Annotated in this window: 18 protein-coding genes; 1 reads left to right on the top strand and 17 read right to left on the bottom strand. The window is 60.7% G+C overall.

Annotation, left to right across the window (positions count from 1 at the left end):
- Positions 1 to 87: 87 nt before the first annotated feature.
- Positions 88 to 1,437 (bottom strand): flagellar biosynthesis GTPase FlhF, encoded by a 1,350-nt coding sequence (gene flhF / locus HU715_RS03085; RefSeq protein ID WP_186704682.1) that lies wholly within the window; start codon positions 1,435 to 1,437, stop codon positions 88 to 90.
- Positions 1,438 to 1,448: 11 nt separating this feature from the next.
- A complete protein-coding gene (gene flhA / locus HU715_RS03080) occupies positions 1,449 to 3,578 on the bottom strand; it encodes a flagellar biosynthesis protein FlhA (protein ID WP_186704681.1) in 2,130 nt (709 codons plus the stop codon).
- 478 nt (positions 3,579 to 4,056) lie between these two features.
- Between flhA and HU715_RS03075 the strand changes: the two genes are divergently transcribed.
- Positions 4,057 to 5,118, top strand: a complete 1,062-nt coding sequence (locus HU715_RS03075) for an RHS repeat-associated core domain-containing protein (RefSeq protein ID WP_186704680.1) — start codon at positions 4,057 to 4,059, stop codon at positions 5,116 to 5,118.
- Between the two features lie 61 nt (positions 5,119 to 5,179).
- Here HU715_RS03075 and flhB read toward each other — a convergent pair whose 3' ends face one another.
- From flhB to fliH, 15 genes are all read right to left on the bottom strand, one after another.
- Positions 5,180 to 6,316, bottom strand: a complete 1,137-nt coding sequence (gene flhB / locus HU715_RS03070; RefSeq protein WP_186704679.1) for a flagellar biosynthesis protein FlhB — start codon at positions 6,314 to 6,316, stop codon at positions 5,180 to 5,182.
- Positions 6,317 to 6,319: 3 nt separating this feature from the next.
- Positions 6,320 to 7,102, bottom strand: coding sequence for a flagellar biosynthetic protein FliR (fliR, locus tag HU715_RS03065; RefSeq protein ID WP_186704678.1), 783 nt, complete (start codon positions 7,100 to 7,102; stop codon positions 6,320 to 6,322).
- A gap of 4 nt (positions 7,103 to 7,106) precedes the next feature.
- A complete protein-coding gene (gene fliQ, locus HU715_RS03060) occupies positions 7,107 to 7,376 on the bottom strand; it encodes a flagellar biosynthesis protein FliQ (RefSeq protein ID WP_038858957.1) in 270 nt (89 codons plus the stop codon).
- Positions 7,377 to 7,399: 23 nt separating this feature from the next.
- A complete protein-coding gene (gene fliP, locus HU715_RS03055) occupies positions 7,400 to 8,149 on the bottom strand; it encodes a flagellar type III secretion system pore protein FliP (protein ID WP_186704677.1) in 750 nt (249 codons plus the stop codon).
- Positions 8,149 to 8,586 carry a flagellar biosynthetic protein FliO gene (fliO, locus tag HU715_RS03050; protein WP_186704676.1) on the bottom strand — a complete coding sequence of 146 codons (438 nt, stop codon included), beginning with the start codon at positions 8,584 to 8,586 and terminating at the stop codon, positions 8,149 to 8,151. Before fliO ends, fliP begins: the two co-directional genes overlap by 1 nt.
- Positions 8,587 to 9,045, bottom strand: a complete 459-nt coding sequence (gene fliN, locus HU715_RS03045) for a flagellar motor switch protein FliN (protein ID WP_053120289.1) — start codon at positions 9,043 to 9,045, stop codon at positions 8,587 to 8,589.
- A 59-nt stretch (positions 9,046 to 9,104) separates the two neighbouring features.
- On the bottom strand, positions 9,105 to 10,073 hold the full coding sequence (gene fliM / locus HU715_RS03040) for a flagellar motor switch protein FliM (RefSeq protein ID WP_186704675.1): 969 nt from the start codon (positions 10,071 to 10,073) through the stop codon (positions 9,105 to 9,107).
- Positions 10,074 to 10,082: 9 nt separating this feature from the next.
- Complete coding sequence (gene fliL, locus HU715_RS03035; RefSeq protein ID WP_186704674.1) at positions 10,083 to 10,589, bottom strand: flagellar basal body-associated protein FliL; 507 nt, start codon at positions 10,587 to 10,589, stop codon at positions 10,083 to 10,085.
- Positions 10,590 to 10,823: 234 nt separating this feature from the next.
- On the bottom strand, positions 10,824 to 12,197 hold the full coding sequence (locus HU715_RS03030; protein WP_186704673.1) for a flagellar hook-length control protein FliK: 1,374 nt from the start codon (positions 12,195 to 12,197) through the stop codon (positions 10,824 to 10,826).
- An 89-nt stretch (positions 12,198 to 12,286) separates the two neighbouring features.
- Positions 12,287 to 12,631 (bottom strand): Hpt domain-containing protein, encoded by a 345-nt coding sequence (locus HU715_RS03025; protein ID WP_186704672.1) that lies wholly within the window; start codon positions 12,629 to 12,631, stop codon positions 12,287 to 12,289.
- A 31-nt stretch (positions 12,632 to 12,662) separates the two neighbouring features.
- The gene (locus tag HU715_RS03020; protein WP_186704671.1) at positions 12,663 to 14,369 is read right to left on the bottom strand and encodes an ATP-binding SpoIIE family protein phosphatase; all 1,707 of its coding nucleotides are present in this window, start codon (positions 14,367 to 14,369) and stop codon (positions 12,663 to 12,665) included.
- A gap of 5 nt (positions 14,370 to 14,374) precedes the next feature.
- The gene (locus tag HU715_RS03015) at positions 14,375 to 14,680 is read right to left on the bottom strand and encodes an STAS domain-containing protein (protein WP_186704670.1); all 306 of its coding nucleotides are present in this window, start codon (positions 14,678 to 14,680) and stop codon (positions 14,375 to 14,377) included.
- Positions 14,681 to 14,782: 102 nt separating this feature from the next.
- Complete coding sequence (fliJ, locus tag HU715_RS03010; protein WP_186704669.1) at positions 14,783 to 15,232, bottom strand: flagellar export protein FliJ; 450 nt, start codon at positions 15,230 to 15,232, stop codon at positions 14,783 to 14,785.
- Between the two features lie 6 nt (positions 15,233 to 15,238).
- Positions 15,239 to 16,597, bottom strand: a complete 1,359-nt coding sequence (gene fliI, locus HU715_RS03005) for a flagellar protein export ATPase FliI (protein WP_186704668.1) — start codon at positions 16,595 to 16,597, stop codon at positions 15,239 to 15,241.
- Entirely contained in the window at positions 16,587 to 17,426 is an 840-nt protein-coding gene (gene fliH / locus HU715_RS03000; RefSeq protein ID WP_186704667.1) for a flagellar assembly protein FliH, read from the bottom strand. The genes fliI and fliH overlap by 11 nt, the downstream gene beginning before the upstream one ends.
- Positions 17,427 to 17,431: the final 5 nt, after the last annotated feature.

The raw sequence follows: 17,431 nt of genomic DNA, 5'->3' as shown, positions 1-17,431 counted from the left end.
GGAGGCCACATTACTGGCTGCGCGTTCGCATACGGAACAATGCATGGCAGACCATCGATGTAGGTACAAAAAATATTCATGATTACCTCAGCCGACCTGCTTGGTCGGGCTGTGGTAGATGTCAGCGAACATGTCAGCCATGGCTTCTTCGCTGGGTTCTTCCTGCATTTGCACACTCACGGCACGACTGACCAGTTGATGACGGCGCGGCAGATGCAAATCATCCGGGATCCGCGGCCCGTCGGTCAGGTAGGCCACCGGCAGTTCATGACCGATCGCCAGGCTCAACACCTCGCCCAGGCTTGCCGTTTCGTCCAGCTTAGTCAGGATGCAGCCGGCCAGCCCGCAGCGTTTGTAGCTGTGGTATGCGGCGGTTAGAACCTGTTTCTGGCTGGTGGTTGCCAACACGAGATAATTTTTTGACTTGATACCGCGTCCGGCCAGGCTTTCGAGCTGCATGCGCAGGGCCGGATCGCTGGCTTGCAGGCCGGCGGTATCGATCAGCACGACGCGTTTGCGCAGCAGCGGCTCCAGCGCCTGGGCCAGGGATTGGCCCGGATCCACATGGGTTACCGACACATTGAGGATCCGGCCCAGGGTCTTGAGTTGTTCCTGGGCACCGATGCGGAAACTGTCCATGCTTACCAGGGCGATGCTCTGGGCGCCGTACTTGAGTACATAACGGGCGGCGAGCTTGGCCAGGGTGGTGGTCTTGCCCATGCCGGCGGGACCGACCATGGCAATGACCCCGCCCTCTTCCAGCGGCTCGACTTCCGGCGTGGCAATCATGCGTGCCAGGTGCGCCAGCAGCATGCGCCAGGCCTGGCGCGGCTCTTCGATACCATTGATCAGCGCCAGCAGGTCGCGGGACAACGGGCCGGACAGGCCGATGCGTTGCAGGCGACGCCACAGGTTGGCCTGGGCCGGACGGCTGCCTTGCAGCTGGTTCCAGGCCAGGGAGCCGAGCTGGACTTCCATCAGCTCGCGCAGGCTGTTGAGTTCGAAGCGCATCGAGTCCAGGGCGCGCGGGTCAAGCCCACGGGCTGGCGCGGCAGGTGCCGGCTCTGGACGACGCGGTTCGGCCTGGACCTGTTCCATCAGCGGTTCGGCGGCGGTCAACGGCAGGCCGGCGGTCAGCGGCTGACCGGCGAACAATTGACGATTGGTGCCCGGCGCACCTTCGCCTTCGCTGCTGCGCAGGCTCAGTTCGGCCTGGGCGCTGGCGATGCGCGATTGAGTCTTGCGCAGCTCGTCTTCAAGTTCCATGTTCGGAACCCGTGGCGCCAGCGCCGACAATTTGTAATCCAGGGCCGCCGTCAGCTCGACACCGCCGGCGATACGACGGTTGCCAATGATGGCTGCTTCAGCGCCCAGCTCGTCACGAACCAGTTTCATGGCCTGACGCATGTCTGCGGCGAAAAAACGCTTCACTTGCATAAACCACTACCTCAGCCGTTGGGCCCTACTGTCGCAACGATGGTCACTTGCTTGTTGTCCGGTATTTCCTGGTACGCCAGCACATGCAGCCCCGGGACCGCGAGGCGTCCGAATCGCGAGAGCATCGCGCGAATCGGACCGGCCACCAGCAGGATCACCGGTTGGCCTTGCATCTCTTGCCGCTGGGCTGCCTCGATCAACGAACGCTGCAGCTTCTCGGCCATGCTTGGCTCCAGCAGAACACCCTCTTCCGAGCCTTGTCCTGCCTTCTGCAGACTATTGAGCAATATCTGTTCCAACCTTGGCTCCAAGGTGATAACAGGCAGCTCAGACTCAGTGCCTACAATGCTTTGGACGATTGCGCGGGATACGCCGACCCGAACCGCGGCCACCAGGGCGGCGGTATCTTGACTCTTGGACGCGTTGTTGGCGATGGCTTCGGCAATACTGCGTATGTCGCGCACGGGCACTTGCTCGGCCAACAACGCTTGCAGGACCTTGAGCAACTGCGACAACGAAACCACGCCCGGCACCAACTCTTCAGCCAGCTTCGGCGAGCCTTTGGCCAGTACTTGCAGGAGTTGCTGGACTTCTTCGTGGCCAATCAACTCGCTGGAGTGCTTGTACAGAATCTGGTTCAAGTGGGTCGCCACCACGGTACTGGCGTCCACCACGGTGTAGCCGAGGGACTGGGCCTGGGCCCGCTGGCTGATTTCGATCCACACCGCCTCCAGGCCAAAAGCCGGATCCTTGGCGGTGATGCCGTTGAGGCTGCCGTAGACCTGGCCAGGGTTGATCGCCAGCTCGCGGTCGGGGTAGATCTCGGCTTCGGCCAGGATCACGCCCATCAGTGTCAGGCGATAGGCGCTCGGCGCCAGGTCGAGGTTGTCGCGGATGTGCACAGTGGGCATCAGGAAGCCCAGGTCTTGGGAGAGCTTCTTGCGCACCCCCTTGATCCGCGCCAGCAACTGACCACCCTGGTTGCGGTCGACCAACGGAATCAGGCGATAACCGACTTCCAGGCCGATCATGTCGATGGGCGTCACGTCATCCCAGCCCAATTCCTTGGTTTCCATGGCGCGGGCCGGCGACGGCAGCAGTTCCTGCTGGCGCTTGACCTCTTGCAGGGCCTGGACTTTCTGCACGTTCTGCTTCTTCCAGAACAGGTAGGCACCGCCAGCCGCCAGGGCCGCCATGCTCAGGAAGGAAAAATGCGGCATGCCAGGCACCAGGCCCATCACCGCCATCAGGCCGGCGGCAACAGCCAGGGCCTTGGGCGAGGCGAACATTTGGCGACTGATCTGCTTGCCCATGTCTTCGGAGCCCGAAGCACGGGTCACCATGATCGCGGCGGCTGTGGATAACAGCAGTGATGGCAATTGCGCCACCAAACCGTCACCGATGGTCAACAAGGCGTAGACCTTGCCGGCGTCACCGAAGGTCATGCCATGCTGGAAGATACCGACGGCCATGCCGCCGATCAGGTTGATGAACAGAATCAACAGGCCGGCGATGGCGTCACCGCGCACGAATTTGCTGGCACCGTCCATGGAGCCGTAGAACTCGGCTTCCTGGGCCACTTCCAGGCGACGCAGCTTGGCCTGGCTCTGGTCGATCAGGCCGGCGTTGAGGTCGGCGTCGATCGCCATCTGCTTGCCGGGCATCGCATCGAGGGTGAAACGTGCGCTCACCTCGGAAATCCGCCCGGCGCCCTTGGTCACCACGACGAAGTTGATGATCATCAAGATCGCAAAAACCACGATACCGACCACGTAGTTACCGCCGATCACCACCTCACCGAAAGCCTGGATCACCTTACCGGCGGCGGCGTGGCCTTCTTGGCCATGAATCATCACCACCCGGGTGGACGCCACGTTCAGCGCCAGGCGCAACAGCGTGGCCACCAGCAGGATGGTCGGGAACACGGCGAAATCCAGCGGCCGCAGGGCGTAGACGCACACCAGCAGCACCACGATCGACAGGGCGATGTTGAACGTGAAGAACACGTCCAGCAGGAACGGCGGCACCGGCAGCATCATCATGGCGAGCATGACCAGCAGCAACAGCGGCACGCCCAGATTACCCCGGCTGAGGTCTACGACATTGCTGCGTGCAGAGCTGAGTAACTGAGAGCGATCCACCAAAATTCCCCGTTCCTGTGAAGCAAACTTTTGACGCCCGGAGGGGGCGCAGACGGGGTATTGCAAGAAGCCTTCCAACTTTTCTTGAAGACTGCAATAGAGCGGCTGACGCACATTCAACCCTGTGGGAGCGAGCCTGCTCGCGATTGCGATTTGTCAGTCAACATTTGCATGGGCTGGATTACCGCATTCGCGAGCAGGCTCGCTCCCACAGGGTCATGCTGTTCACCTAAGGCAAACGACAAACCTGTGGCGAGGGAGCTTGCTCCCGCTGGGTCGCGAAGCGGCCCCGAAACCAGCCGAATACGAAACATCAGACACACCTGCGTTATGGCGGTCGCTGCGCAACCGAGCGGGAGCAAGCTCCCTCGCCACGGGGCCTGTCGCTTTCCAGGCAAACCTAACAGTTCTGCTAGTTCCCCCTCTGCATCCCAACCCCGATAATCCAACGGAGCCTCACCCGAACGGAGCGTCGACCATGTCAGCCACGCGCCTCTGCACTTACCGCTATGACCCACTGGATCGCCTCACCCACCACGCGCTGGCGACGCATGCTCCGATCCAGCGGTTCTACTGTAAATCGCGCCTGGCCACCGAAATCGAAGGTGTGATCAACCGGTCAATCGTTCAACACGGCGACCAACTGCTGGCCCTGACTGAAACTCAGGGCAACCTAAGGCAGGCAACACTATTGGCGACCGATCAACAACGCTCGGTGCTACAGGCCATTGCCTGCAATGAATCGCAATCCCATGCCTATTCGCCCTACGGCAATCGAACTATCGGCAACGGCTTGTTGAGCCTGCTCGGCTTCAATGGACAGCGACCGGATCCGGTGACCGGACATTATTTGCTGGGGAATGGTTATCGGGCGTTCAATCCGGTTTTGATGCGGTTTAATAGTCCGGATAGTTGGAGTCCATTTGGGAGGGGGGGATTGAATTCGTATACATACTGCTTGGGAGATCCAATTAACAAAATCGACCCAACAGGACACCTACCAAATTTTTTTGCTAAGATATTTGGCAAAAAAGTCGTTATCAACAACTTCTACGTGTCAAAACGCGGAGTTCCTGCTGATAAGGCCCACAAGATGTATCAACGCATCCTTGATTTAGAAGGCGGTATTTATAGGCGCGTAAATGAGGCACAACACGCAGCCTTTAATCAAGACAAACTTCTCATAGATTCAATCGATGCTCCCCCGCAAGACCCCTCACTACTAAGACGCCTGGTTCATGAGGCGGCGCAAAACAAGCTGCTAAGCCACTACCCAACAACTCAATCTACGGCTGTATATAAAGCAGCGACCGATGACCTGGCACGCTACGCTCCCTTATTTAAACGAATAGACGAGAGCAGGAAAGGGATAGCGCATACACAAATTTCACAGCATATTTACTTTGCAACAAAAAGACACAAGGATATTAATCCATGGATAGCTTCTTTATATACAAAAAAAATGGAATCAATTAGAAGCGCCATAACCAATGAAGTTAACGCCGAGATCCAGAGTATTAAGGACAAGTATTTTGTTTAGGAGCGCGAATTGTATAAAGACCTCTGGTGATGACCAGAAGTCATCACACGCGAAATTTAACTCACGTATCCCGTCGCAGCTCCGGCGGAATGGGCAGATCCCTCAGCGGATCGGGGCGTTTGCCCTTGCCGGCGCGGTGCTGGCGAATCTGATAAACGTAGGCCAATACCTGCGCAACAGCCAAATACAGCCCCCCAGGGATTTCCTGGTCGAGTTCGGTGGAGTAGTAGATTGATCGCGCCAACGCCGGGGATTCGAGCAGCATCACTTCATTGGCCACGGCGATCTCGCGGATCTTCAGTGCCAGGAAGTCACTGCCCTTGGCCAGCAACACGGGAGCGTTGCCTTTTTCGGGGTCGTACTTGAGGGCGACAGCGTAGTGCGTCGGGTTGGTGATGACCACATCGGCGTCGGGGATCGCCGCCATCATCCGCCGCTGGGAGACCTCGCGCTGCAACTGGCGAATCCGTTGCTTGACCTCCGGCTTGCCTTCCTGATCCTTGTGTTCGTCGCGTATCTCCTGCTTGGTCATCATCAGCTTCTGCTTGCTCTGATAGAGCTGGATCGGCACATCGATCGCAGCAATCAGGATCAAGCCGCAGGCCATCCACAACGTGCTCCAGCCCACTAACTGCACGCTGTGGATAATGGCCTGTTCCAGCGGCTCATGGGCAATGCGCAGCAGGTCATCGATGTCAGCCTGCAAAACCGTCAACGCGACAAAAAGAACCAGGAAGAATTTTCCGAGGGCCTTGAGCAGCTCCATCAACGCATTGGTGGAAAACATCCGCTTCAGACCGCTGGCCGGGTTCATTCGACTGAACTTCGGCGCAAGGCTTTTGCCGGCGAACAGCCAGCCACCCAAGGAAATAGGACCAATAATGGCGGCCAGCAGCAGAAATATCAGCACTGGCTGCACCGCCAGAATCGCGATCTTGCCGGAATGCAGCAAATATTGCCCCATCGCCTCCGGACTGAGCAGCACCTCACGAGGCAGGGAAAAATTAAGCCGCATGATTTCCAGCAGATCCAACGCCAGCCCCCCGCCGTAGATCAGCAACCCGCCCGCCCCGGCCAGCATCACCGCCAGCGTATTGAGCTCCTTGGATCGGGCGATCTCGCCCTTTTCCCGGGATTCGCGCAGGCGCTTTTCCGTGGGGTCTTCTGTCTTGTCCTGACCACTCTCGCTCTCGGCCATGGTTCAGCGTGCCTGTGCCATGTCGCGCAGCAGCTGCAAGGCCTGGGTGGCCAGCGGCTGATACTGGTTGAGGATATCCCCCAGGCTGACCCAGAAAATCACCAGGCCCAGCACCAGGGTCAACGGGAAACCGATGGAGAAAATATTCAATTGCGGCGCCGCCCGGGTCATCACGCCAAACGCGATGTTGACCACCAGCAACGCCGTGATCGCCGGCAATACCAGCACCATCGCGGCGCCGAGGACCCAGCCGAGCTTGCCGGCGATGTCCCAGAAATGATTGACCAGCAATGCGCTACCCACTGGCATGGTGGTAAAGCTCTCGGTCAAGACCTCGAACACCACCAGATGCCCGTTCATGGCGAGGAACAACAGGGTCACCAGCATCGTCAGGAACTGGCCGATCACCGCGGTGTTGACGCCATTGGTGGGGTCGATCATGGACGCGAAGGCCATGCCCATCTGGATCGAAATGATTTGCCCGGCCACCACAAAGGCCTGGAAGAACAGTTGCAGCGAGAACCCCATCAAGGCACCGATGAGAATCTGCTCGGCCACCAGCATCAGCGCACTGAGGTCCAGGGCATTGACCGGCGGCATCGGTGGCAGCCCAGGTGCGATAACCACCGTGATCGCCAGGGCGAAGTACAAACGCACCCGAGTTGGCACCAGTGTCGTGCCGAAGATCGGCATGCTCATCAGCACCGCGGTGACGCGAAACAGCGGCAGAATGAACGATGCCACCCACGTGCTGATCTGGGTGTCCGTCAGCTCGAGCATCGACATGGGGTCAGCCGATCAACTGCGGAATACTGCCGTACAACTGCAGGATGTATTCCATGAAGGTCTGTACCATCCAGGGGCCGGCGACGATCAACGTCACCAGCATCACCAACAGGCGCGGCAGGAAGCTCAAGGTCTGTTCGTTGATCTGGGTCGCAGCCTGGAACATCGCCACCAGCAAGCCCACCAGCAGGCTGGGGATCACCAGGATGGCAACCATCATAGTCGTCAGCCAGAGCGCTTCACGGAACAGGTCTACCGCTACTTCAGGCGTCATATTGTCCTACCCGTACAAGAGGCCTAAACACCGCCGAAACTGCCCGCCAGGGTACCGATGATCAGCGCCCAGCCATCCACCAATACAAACAGCATGATCTTGAACGGCAGGGAAATGATCAGCGGCGAGAGCATCATCATACCCATGGCCATCAGTACGCTGGCGACCACCAGGTCGATGATCAGGAACGGGATGAAAATCATGAAACCGATCTGGAACGCGGTCTTCAGCTCGGACGTCACGAACGCCGGCACCAGGATGGTCAGCGGTGCCTGGTCGGCACTCGGGATGTCGGTGCGCTTGGACAGGCGCATGAACAATTCCAAGTCACTGCTGCGAGTCTGGGCCAGCATGAAGTCCTTGATCGGCACCTGGGCCTTGGCTACGGCATCCTGGGCGCTGAGTTGTTCCGCCAGGTAAGGCTGCAGCGCATCCCGGTTCACCCGGTCGAACACGGGCGCCATGATGAACATGGTCAGGAACAGCGCCATGCCAGTGAGGATCTGGTTCGAGGGGGTCTGTTGCAGACCCAGGGCCTGGCGCAGGATCGAAAAGACAATAATGATCCGGGTGAAGCTGGTCATCAGCATGACGAACGCCGGAATGAAACTCAGCGCGGTCATGATCAGCAGGATCTGCAGGCTGACCGAGTATTCCTGGGCCCCTTCGGCGTTGGTTCCCAGGGTGATCGCCGGGATCGACAGCGGGTCCGCGGCGAACGCCAACGGTGCGGCCAGCATCAGGGCCAATGCCAACAGAATGCGCAACGGCATTACTTTTTATCCTTCTGGTCTTTCCCCAGCAGCTCCATGAGGCGCTGGGCAAATTCGGGGCTGGCCGACTCGGTGGAGGGTACCTGTACCGGCTCCTTGAGGACGTGCAACGCAGTGATGGTGCCCGGGCTCAGGCCCAGCAGGATCTGCTCGTTGCCGACCTGCACCAGCACCAGCCGGTCGCGCGGCCCGAGCGCGCGGGAACCGACGATGTCGATGACCTGGCCCTTGCCGGCCGGCCCCGCCTGTTGCACGCGCCGCAACAACCAGGCGAGAAAGAAGATCAAGCCCAGCACCAGGAGCAAGCCGAGCACCAGTTGCGCCAGTTGCCCGGCGATACCCGTGCCCGACGTCGGCGCAACGGCGGCCGTGGCAACCGGTTCGGCCGCCAGCACGCTCAAGGGCAGCATCGACGCTGCGGCGAGGAAACCTTTCACTCAGCGCAACTTCTTGATGCGTTCGCTCGGGCTGATCACGTCCGTCAGGCGAATGCCGAACTTCTCGTTGACCACCACCACTTCGCCATGGGCGATCAAGGTGCCGTTGACCAGCACGTCGAGTGGCTCGCCGGCCAGGCGATCCAGCTCGATCACCGAGCCCTGGTTGAGCTGCAACAGGTTGCGGATGTTGATATCGGTGCTGCCCACTTCCATGGAGATGGACACCGGAATATCGAGGATCACGTCCAGGTTCGGCCCGTCCAGCGTCACCTGTTCATTGCTCTTGGGCACGCTGCCAAACTCTTCCATCGGCAAGCGATTGGAGCCGTGGTTACCGCTATCGGCGGCCAGCAAGGCATCGATGTCAGCCTGCCCGGCATCGCCGGTTTCTTCCAGGGCCGCGGCCCATTCGTCGGCCAGCGCCTGGTCATCCTGGGTGTTCATATCGTTAGCCATCATTTGTCCTCGGCGGGCAAAAATCAGTTAGAAACGCAAACTTAAAAATTCGACACCGCTCAGCGGCGTTCGATCGGCTCGATCACCTGCAACGCCAGGTTGCCTTTGTGAGAGCCCATCTTGACCTTGAAGGCCGGTACGCCATTGGCGCGCATGATCATTTCGTCGGGCATTTCGACCGGAATGATGTCACCCGGCTGCATGTGCAAGATGTCCCGCAGGCGCAGTTGGCGCCGGGCGACCGTCGCGCCGATCGGCACATCGACGTCGAGCACGTCCTGGCGCAAGGCGTTGATCCAGCGTTCATCCTGGTCGTCGAGGTCCGACTGGAAACCGGCGTCAAGCATTTCCCGCACCGGCTCGATCATCGAATACGGCATGGTCACGTGCAGGTCGCCGCCACCGCCATCGAGTTCGATGTGGAAGGTCGAGACCACGATGGCTTCGCTCGGCCCGACGATGTTGGCCATGGCCGGGTTCACTTCCGAGTTGATGTACTCGAAGTTCACTTCCATGATCGCCTGCCAGGCTTCCTTCAAATCGATGAAGGCCTGCTCCAGCACCATGCGCACCACTCGCAGCTCGGTCGGGGTGAATTCGCGACCTTCGATCTTGGCGTGACGACCGTCGCCGCCGAAGAAGTTGTCCACCAGCTTGAACACCAGTTTGGCGTCGAGGATGAACAACGCAGTACCGCGCAACGGCTTGATCTTCACCAGGTTGAGGCTGGTGGGCACGTACAGCGAATGCACGTACTCGCCGAACTTCATCACCTGCACGCCACCCACGGCCACATCGGCCGAGCGGCGCAGCATGTTGAACATGCTGATGCGGGTGTACCGGGCGAAACGCTCGTTGATCATTTCCAGGGTCGGCATGCGTCCGCGAACGATGCGATCCTGGCTGGTCAGGTCGTAGCTTTTGACGCTGCCCGGTTCAGCAGCGTTTTCGGTCTGTACCAGACCGTCGTCGACACCATGCAACAGCGCATCGATTTCGTCCTGGGACAGCAGGTCCTGCACGGCCATGTCGTGTTCCTACTGCAATACGAAGTTAGTGAAGAGCAACTGTTCGATCACCACTTTGCCGAGCTCTTTCTGAGCCACTTCCTGCACGCTGGCCGTGGCTTTCTGGCGCAGCATTTCCTGGCCGACGGGGGTGGCCAGGGTGTCGAAACTCTGTCCGGAAAACAGCATCACCAGGTTGTTGCGAATCAGCGGCATGTGGACCCGAAGCGCTTCCAGGTCAGCCTGGTTGCGCCCCTGCAACGTAATGCTGACCTGCATGTAGCGTTGGCGACCGTTCACGGTGTAGTTGGCCACGAAGGCCGGCGCCATCGGTTCGAAAATCGCCGGCTGCTTGCCCACTGGCGCGACTTCGGCCGCTGCCGCCGCCGGCTTGCTTTGAGCGCTGTGCATGAAATACCAGGTTGCCCCCACGGACACGCCGATCGCCAGGAGCAAACCCACCACGATCATGATGATCAGCTTGAGTTTGCCTTTGGTTGCAGGGTCTTTTACAGCTGCTGCTTCGCTCTTCGCCATGCCAATAATCCGTCACTAATCGGGGTTTTCACTGTTGCACGGCAAGGCTGGAGCAAGTGTTATGCCAGAAGTGTCGGCACTTGGGATGACGGGCAGATACGATCTTCAGACCCCCCATAAACCAGTGTGGGAGCGGGCTTGCTCGCGAAGGCGGTGTGTCAGTTAACAACTATGTCGACTGACACACCGCCTTCGCGAGCAAGCCCGCTCCCACAGGGGGAAAACGTCATTGGATCAGGCGTAGTAGTCGACCGCGCTGGTGCCGATGACGCTGGTCGTGCTGGCGGCCACTTCAGCGATGCTGGCCGCAGTGGCTTCATCCCCGGCTTCCACCGGTCCACCGGAAGAGGTCGAACGCCCCGCCCGGGCCTGCTGCTGGGCTTGCTGCTCCTGGTTCTGCGAACCACGGGATTGGTCCGACACGCTGACGTCGACCTGGCCCATGCCCTGCTGGGCAAAACTGTCCCGCAGGCGATGCATCTGGCCTTCGAGGGCTTCGCGAACGCCGGAGTGGGCGCTCATGAAGGTGACCTGGGTCTGCTGGTCCGGCACCATGTTCACCCGGATATCCAGGCGTCCGAGTTCGGCGGGCTGCAATTGGATGTCGGCCGCCTTGAGATTGACGCTGGACAGGTACATCACCCGGTTCACCACCTCTTCGGTCCAACCGCTCTGGTTCATCGCGATAGGTTGGTTGATCGGCACCGCGTTGGCGGTTTTGGGCGTGGCGGCCTGGGTCAGTGCAGCCAGGCGGTTGGCGAAATCGTCTACGCGGGTGTCACTGGACGCGGCGCCCAAGTCCTTGAGGCCCTCGCTGATCAAGCCGCCGAAGGCCTTGTCACCGCCCTGGCTGCCGGACTCGGTGCTGTTCTGGTCGGCTTGCACGCCGAGCATACTGGCCATGCCGGCGGCGAAGGTCTGCGCCGAAGTCGGCTCGCCGTCGAGCGACGCCGGGGCAGCGCTCTTGGGCTGCGCCTGGCTGCTGGCGGAAACATGACCGCTCTGCTCCATTGCCAAGCGCAAGGCGGGCAATGCGTCGAGCGGATCGGCTTGTGGGTCGAAGGCTGGATCGACGACCGGAACCGCAGGTTGGGCCGGTGCGGCCAATGGGACAACCGGTGCCGCGACCGCAGTCGTTACCTGAGCCTCAGCCGTAACCACTACGGGGGCAGGTTCGGCCGGGGCTGTCGCCACCGGCACCGCCATGTCCGTCAGCGCGCCTGGGTCGAGGCTCGGATCGACCGGTGCCGCATCCGCCACCGGCGCTTCAGCCGCGTCGGCATCGTTATCGCTGGCCGCTTTGTCGTCGGTGCTCGGGGGTTTGTCCGCGGGCAAGGGTTTGCCGCTATCGGCAACCGTCGCTTCCGGGGCGGCAGGGTTTTCGTTGCCGGCGTCTTTTTTGACGGTGTTGTCAGCGGCCTTGTCGCGCGCCGGTTTCACCACGGGATCAGGGGCCGCCGCGGCTTTGGCAGGGGCCTGCTTGGCGAAGACTTGAGCGAAGCTGGAGGCTCTATCCCCGAGGTCCGGGGCCGCTGCCGGTGAATTGACGGCGGCCTGGGGCTTGGCCTGGACGGAGGCCTGAAGCAATGAATTAGGGGTGACGGGCATAAAAAGGTCTCCGCTGCACTGGGATCATAGGTACAGTCGAGACTAGGCAATGCAAGGCACGGGCCAACGTTTTACCCGAGCGTCAAATCTCAGCAGCGGAAACCTTCACGCTCTTCCCGGCACAGCTTGCGGACATGGGCGAATTCGCTGTCGATTTCGTTGACCAGGTTTTCGATGCCGCCCAAGGACGGCTGCTTGGCACGCTGTTCCAGCTCGCCGCACAGCTCGGCCAGGCGAATGGCGCCCATGTTGCTGCTGCTGCCCTTGAAGCTGTGGGCGGTGGCGCTCAGTTTTTCAGCGTCCTGTGCCTCGTGCAGCACGCGCAGGCGAGCCTCGGAGTCGTTGAGAAACGTATCCAGCAACTCCGGATACCCCTCCTCCATGACTTCCTTCAACGTGCTAAGCACGTCGCGGTCCAGATGAATCTCGTTCACTTGTTCGCTCCCTGATCAAGAATGGCCCCAATTATGCCAGAGCCTCCCAGAAAAACTCCACGCGCGCACTACGACCATCGTCTGACCAACTGGCCTGATGGCTCAGTTGGCGAACCAGGCTCACGCCGCGCCCCGACAATCGATCACTGTCCACGGGCCGTGCCAGCACCCGGGCGACATCGAACCCTTCGCCACTGTCCTCGACTTCGATGGCCAGGCGTCCGCCCTCGCCGTTTGGCGAAACGTGCAAGTGCACCCGCACGTAACCGTCGCTCAACTCATCCAGGCGCGTATTGCGCTCCCTGTAGTAGCGGGCGAAACCCGCCGCATCACGCTTGAGACTCGAATCGAGGCCCAGCACCCCGTGATCCAGGGCATTGGAGTAGAGCTCCGACATGACGCTGTAAAGGGCGCCACTCTGCGCCCTGAGCCCATGCACCTCCAGCAGCAACTGCAACAGGTAGGGCATCGGGTTGAAGCGCTTGAGGGTCTGCGCACGGAACTCGAAGCTCACCGACCAATCCAGCGGGCTGGACTGGCCGCTATCGGAATAGACCGGTGGTGGCGGATTGAGTTGCGTCGGAGCGACCAGCCGCACCTCGACCATGCTGAAGTCGTCACGGGCCTCACCACGAAAATCCAGCAGCGCCTGCTGGATATCCTCGAAAAGACGGTCGGGCTCACGGTTGGCCGAAAACACCTGCTGCAACCGCTCCACGCCAAACGGCTGGTCGTCGCGGTCACTGGTCTCGATGACGCCATCGGACAGCAGGAACACCCGGTCCCCCAGCGACATCGGATGCACTTCGGTGCGGTCATCGAACAGCTGCGGGGTGAGCACGCCCAATGGCAGGTGTCGCGCCGGTAAGGGCGTGCGCACGCCACTGAGGCTGTCATGCAGGTAACCATCGGGCATGCCGCCGTTCCAGATCTCCACCGTGCAACGCTGGAAGCTCAGGCATAACAGCGTCGCACAGCAGAACATATCCACTGGCAGAATGCGTTTGAGCTTGGCATTCATCTCCCGCAGGATTTGCGCCAGCCCATAGCCCTTGGCCGTCATCCCGTAGAACACTTCCGCCAGGGGCATCGCGCCGACCGCCGCCGGCAAGCCGTGCCCGGTGAAATCCCCCAACAGGATGTGCATGTCGCCGGCCGGGTTGAACGCGGCCAGCAACAGGTCGCCGTTGAACAAGGCGTAGGGGGATTGCAAATAGCGGATATTCGGCGCGCTCAGGCAACCGGAGTGGGCGATCTTGTCGAACACGGCCTTGGCGACCCGTTGTTCGTTGAGCAGATAATCATGGTGCCGGGCGATCTGGTCGCGCTGTTCCACCACCGTGGCCTGCAACCGGCGCAAGCGGTCCATGGCCTTGATCTTGGCCGTCAGGATCACTTGGTTGTAGGGTTTGGCCAGGAAATCGTCGCCACCTGCTTCCAGGCAACGGGCCAGGGCTTCGCTCTCAGTCAGCGAGGTGAGGAAAATGATCGGGACCAACTGGTCCCCGGCCAACTGTTTGATTTTCTGCGCCGCTTCGAAGCCGTCCATCACCGGCATCATCGCGTCCATCAGCACCAGGTGCGGACGCTGCTCCAGATAGACGTCGACCGCTTCGGCGCCATCGGCCGCCGTGAGCACATGATGGCCCTGGCGGCGGACAATGGTCGACAGCAGCAGTCGATCAGCGGCGCTGTCTTCGGCAATCAGGACCGTCAGTGGCTCCGACGACGATTGCATGGCGATCAACTGATGTCGAACAGCTTGTCGAAATTGGAGATCGCGAGGATTTTCTTGACGTCGCTGCTGCTGTTGACGACGCGGATATCCGACTGGTCGCCACCGGCATGATCGCGCAACAGCAGGAGCATGCCCAAGGCGGAACTGTCGAGGTAGGTGGCTTCTTTCAAATCCACCACGATGGAGTCAGGTTTCTTGTGGAGCCGCTCATAGGACTCACGAAACTCCTGATGCCGCCCGAAATCGAATCGACCCTTGATCGAGATCGTCAGCTTATGCCCATCGGGGGATACTTCGGTAACGACTGACATGATCGGCTTCCTTGTCATGGACATACGTGTACAAGGTGTAGCATCTGGTAAAGGTCTGAGCAAGGTTTTGCCTCGTTCATCCGACAAAATCCTCGTTTCCCATCAGTAGGGATTCTGCCGCGGCAGGCGCTGGGACAATTCATCGAGCAATTTCTGTTCGCGTTTGTCTTCCAGTTGCCGCGCCTCATCGATATAGCGCTGCACCAGTTTGCGCAGCCCTTCGACTCGGGCGAATGCTTCTTGCCAGCTCTGGCGGGCCTTCTCCAGGTTGTTCTGGTGCCAGACCAGGCTCTGGCGCTGCTGATCGATGGCCGTGCCCAGTTGCGCAAGAAATCCTTGGTAACCCAACAACCACTGCCCCGACACCCCGTGGGCGCCACGGGCGATCCACTGTTCTTGATATTCGAGTCGAAAGTTCTCGAGGTCTGCCAGCTTGCTCTCGGCAACGGCCACTTGCCCCTGGAAATACGCCAGGCGCTGGACGGCGGTCTTCTCGGCCTTTTCCGCCATGTCCACCACGGGTGCCAGGCGTGCCGCACGACTCGTGGCCATGGTCGGTTATCCGCCAGCGACCGGAGCGAAAATGGTCTGCAGGTGCGCTTCGCTGGCACCCATGCCGATATTGTCGTTCAGGCTCTGGCGCAGATAAACGGCCATCGCCGGGTAAAGGCTGATGGCGGTGTCGGTTTCGCGGTCGCCACCAGGTACATAGGCGCCGACGCTGATCAGGTCACGGCTTTGCTGGTAGCGCGACCAATATTGCTTGAACTGCTGGGCACGCCTCATATGCTCGGCACTGATCACCGACGGCATGACCCGGCTGATGGACGCCTCGATGTCGATGGCCGGGTAATGCCCTTCTTCGGCCAGGCGCCTGGACAGCACGATGTGGCCGTCGAGTACGCCTCGGGCCGAGTCGGCGATGGGGTCTTGCTGGTCGTCACCTTCGGACAGCACGGTATAGAACGCGGTGATGGAACCGCCGCCCTTTTCCGCATTGCCGGCGCGCTCGACCAGTTTCGGCAGCTTGGCGAACACCGAAGGCGGATAACCCTTGGTGGCCGGCGGCTCGCCGATGGCCAGGGCGATTTCCCGCTGGGCCTGGGCGAAACGAGTGAGCGAATCCATCAGCAACAGGACGTTCTTGCCCTTGTCGCGGAAATACTCGGCGATACGGGTGCAATACATCGCCGCCCGCATACGCATCAGCGGTGCATCGTCCGCTGGCGAAGCCACCACGACCGAACGCTTGAGCCCTTCCTCGCCGAGGATGTGCTCGATGAATTCCTTGACCTCACGGCCCCGCTCGCCAATCAGCCCCACCACGATAATGTCGGCTTCGGTGAAGCGGGTCATCATGCCCAGCAGCACACTCTTACCTACGCCGGTACCGGCAAACAGGCCCAGGCGCTGGCCGCGACCGACCGTCAACAAACCGTTGATGCAACGGATGCCCACGTCCAGCGGCACGCTGATGGGGTCACGCTTGAGAGGGTTGATCGTCGGGCCGTCCATCGGCACCCAGTCTTCGGCTTTCATGCCGCCCTTGCCGTCCAAGGCCCGTCCGGCCCCGTCCAGAACGCGCCCGAGCATGCTCATGCCCATGGGCAGGCGACCGTTGTCGGCCAGGGGCACCACGCGCGCGCCGGGGGCGATGCCGGCGACACTGCCCACCGGCATCAAGAAGACCTTGCTGCCGGAAAAACCCATGACTTCGGCTTCGACCTGCACCGGGTGGTAGCTGTCGTCGTTGATCACCATGCAGCGGCTGCCCATGGCGGCACGCAGGCCCTCGGCTTCGAGGGTCAGGCCAACCATGCGCAGCAAGCGACCTTCCAGGATCGGCTGGCCGGCCAGCTCACTGGCCTCGGCGTAGCTGCCCAGGCGCTTGCCGAAGCTGGTTCGCTCAAGGCGCATCGCGGCTGTCCAGTACAGAAGCGTCCAATTCAGGCAAGTCCACCCCCTCTTCGACCGTCGCCACGTCACCCTGGAGTTCGTCCGGCAACTCCAGGCTCAGGTCGGCGGCGGCCGGGTGCAGGGCCTGTTCGTGTAGCTGGTCGAACAATTTGGCCATGATCTGGCTGATGCGTGTTTCAACCGTGGCGTCGATGCGGCTGTGTTCGGTTTCCACCCGACAACCGCCCGGCAGCAGCGTCGCATCCTCGACGATGCGCCAGGTTTCCTCATGGCGCTCGCGCAGGGCCTTGACCAGTTCGAAATCCTGGGGATTGATGTACAGCCGCACGTTGCCCACGCCCAACGGCAACAGCTTGAGCGCTTCACGCATCACCTCTTCGATCTGGGTCGAATCGATGGCCAGCTCGCGCTGGATCACTTGTTTGGCGATGTGTTGCACCAAACCCACCAGGGATTTCTCGATCTGGGTGTCCTGCTCGGCAATGGGGTCGAACAGGTTGAGCATCAGCGATTCCAACGCACGAAGCTTGGCCGTCAACGCCACATCGGCTTCCTGGCGGACCTTGAGCGTGGTGCTGTGGAAGCCCTCCTTTTCGCCCACGGCGAAGCCTTCGTTATAGGCTTCCTGGCGAATGCTCTCGACTTCCTCGAGGGTCAGCGGCTGGACTTCTTCCAGCGGCACCTCTTCCATCTCCGGCAGTTCCTCCACGGGCTCCGGCTCAGGCTCGGGCACGTGGGGGTCGAAGCTGGGCAGCGACCAGACGTCGAAATTACTGACGTCTCGGCCGCGGATCAGGTCGCTGGGTGCTTCATCACTCTTGGCAGACATAACGA

It is taken from the genome of Pseudomonas zanjanensis (assembly GCF_014268745.2).
Taxonomy (GTDB): domain Bacteria; phylum Pseudomonadota; class Gammaproteobacteria; order Pseudomonadales; family Pseudomonadaceae; genus Aquipseudomonas; species Aquipseudomonas zanjanensis.
This window is presented reverse-complemented; position numbering and strand designations above follow the sequence as displayed.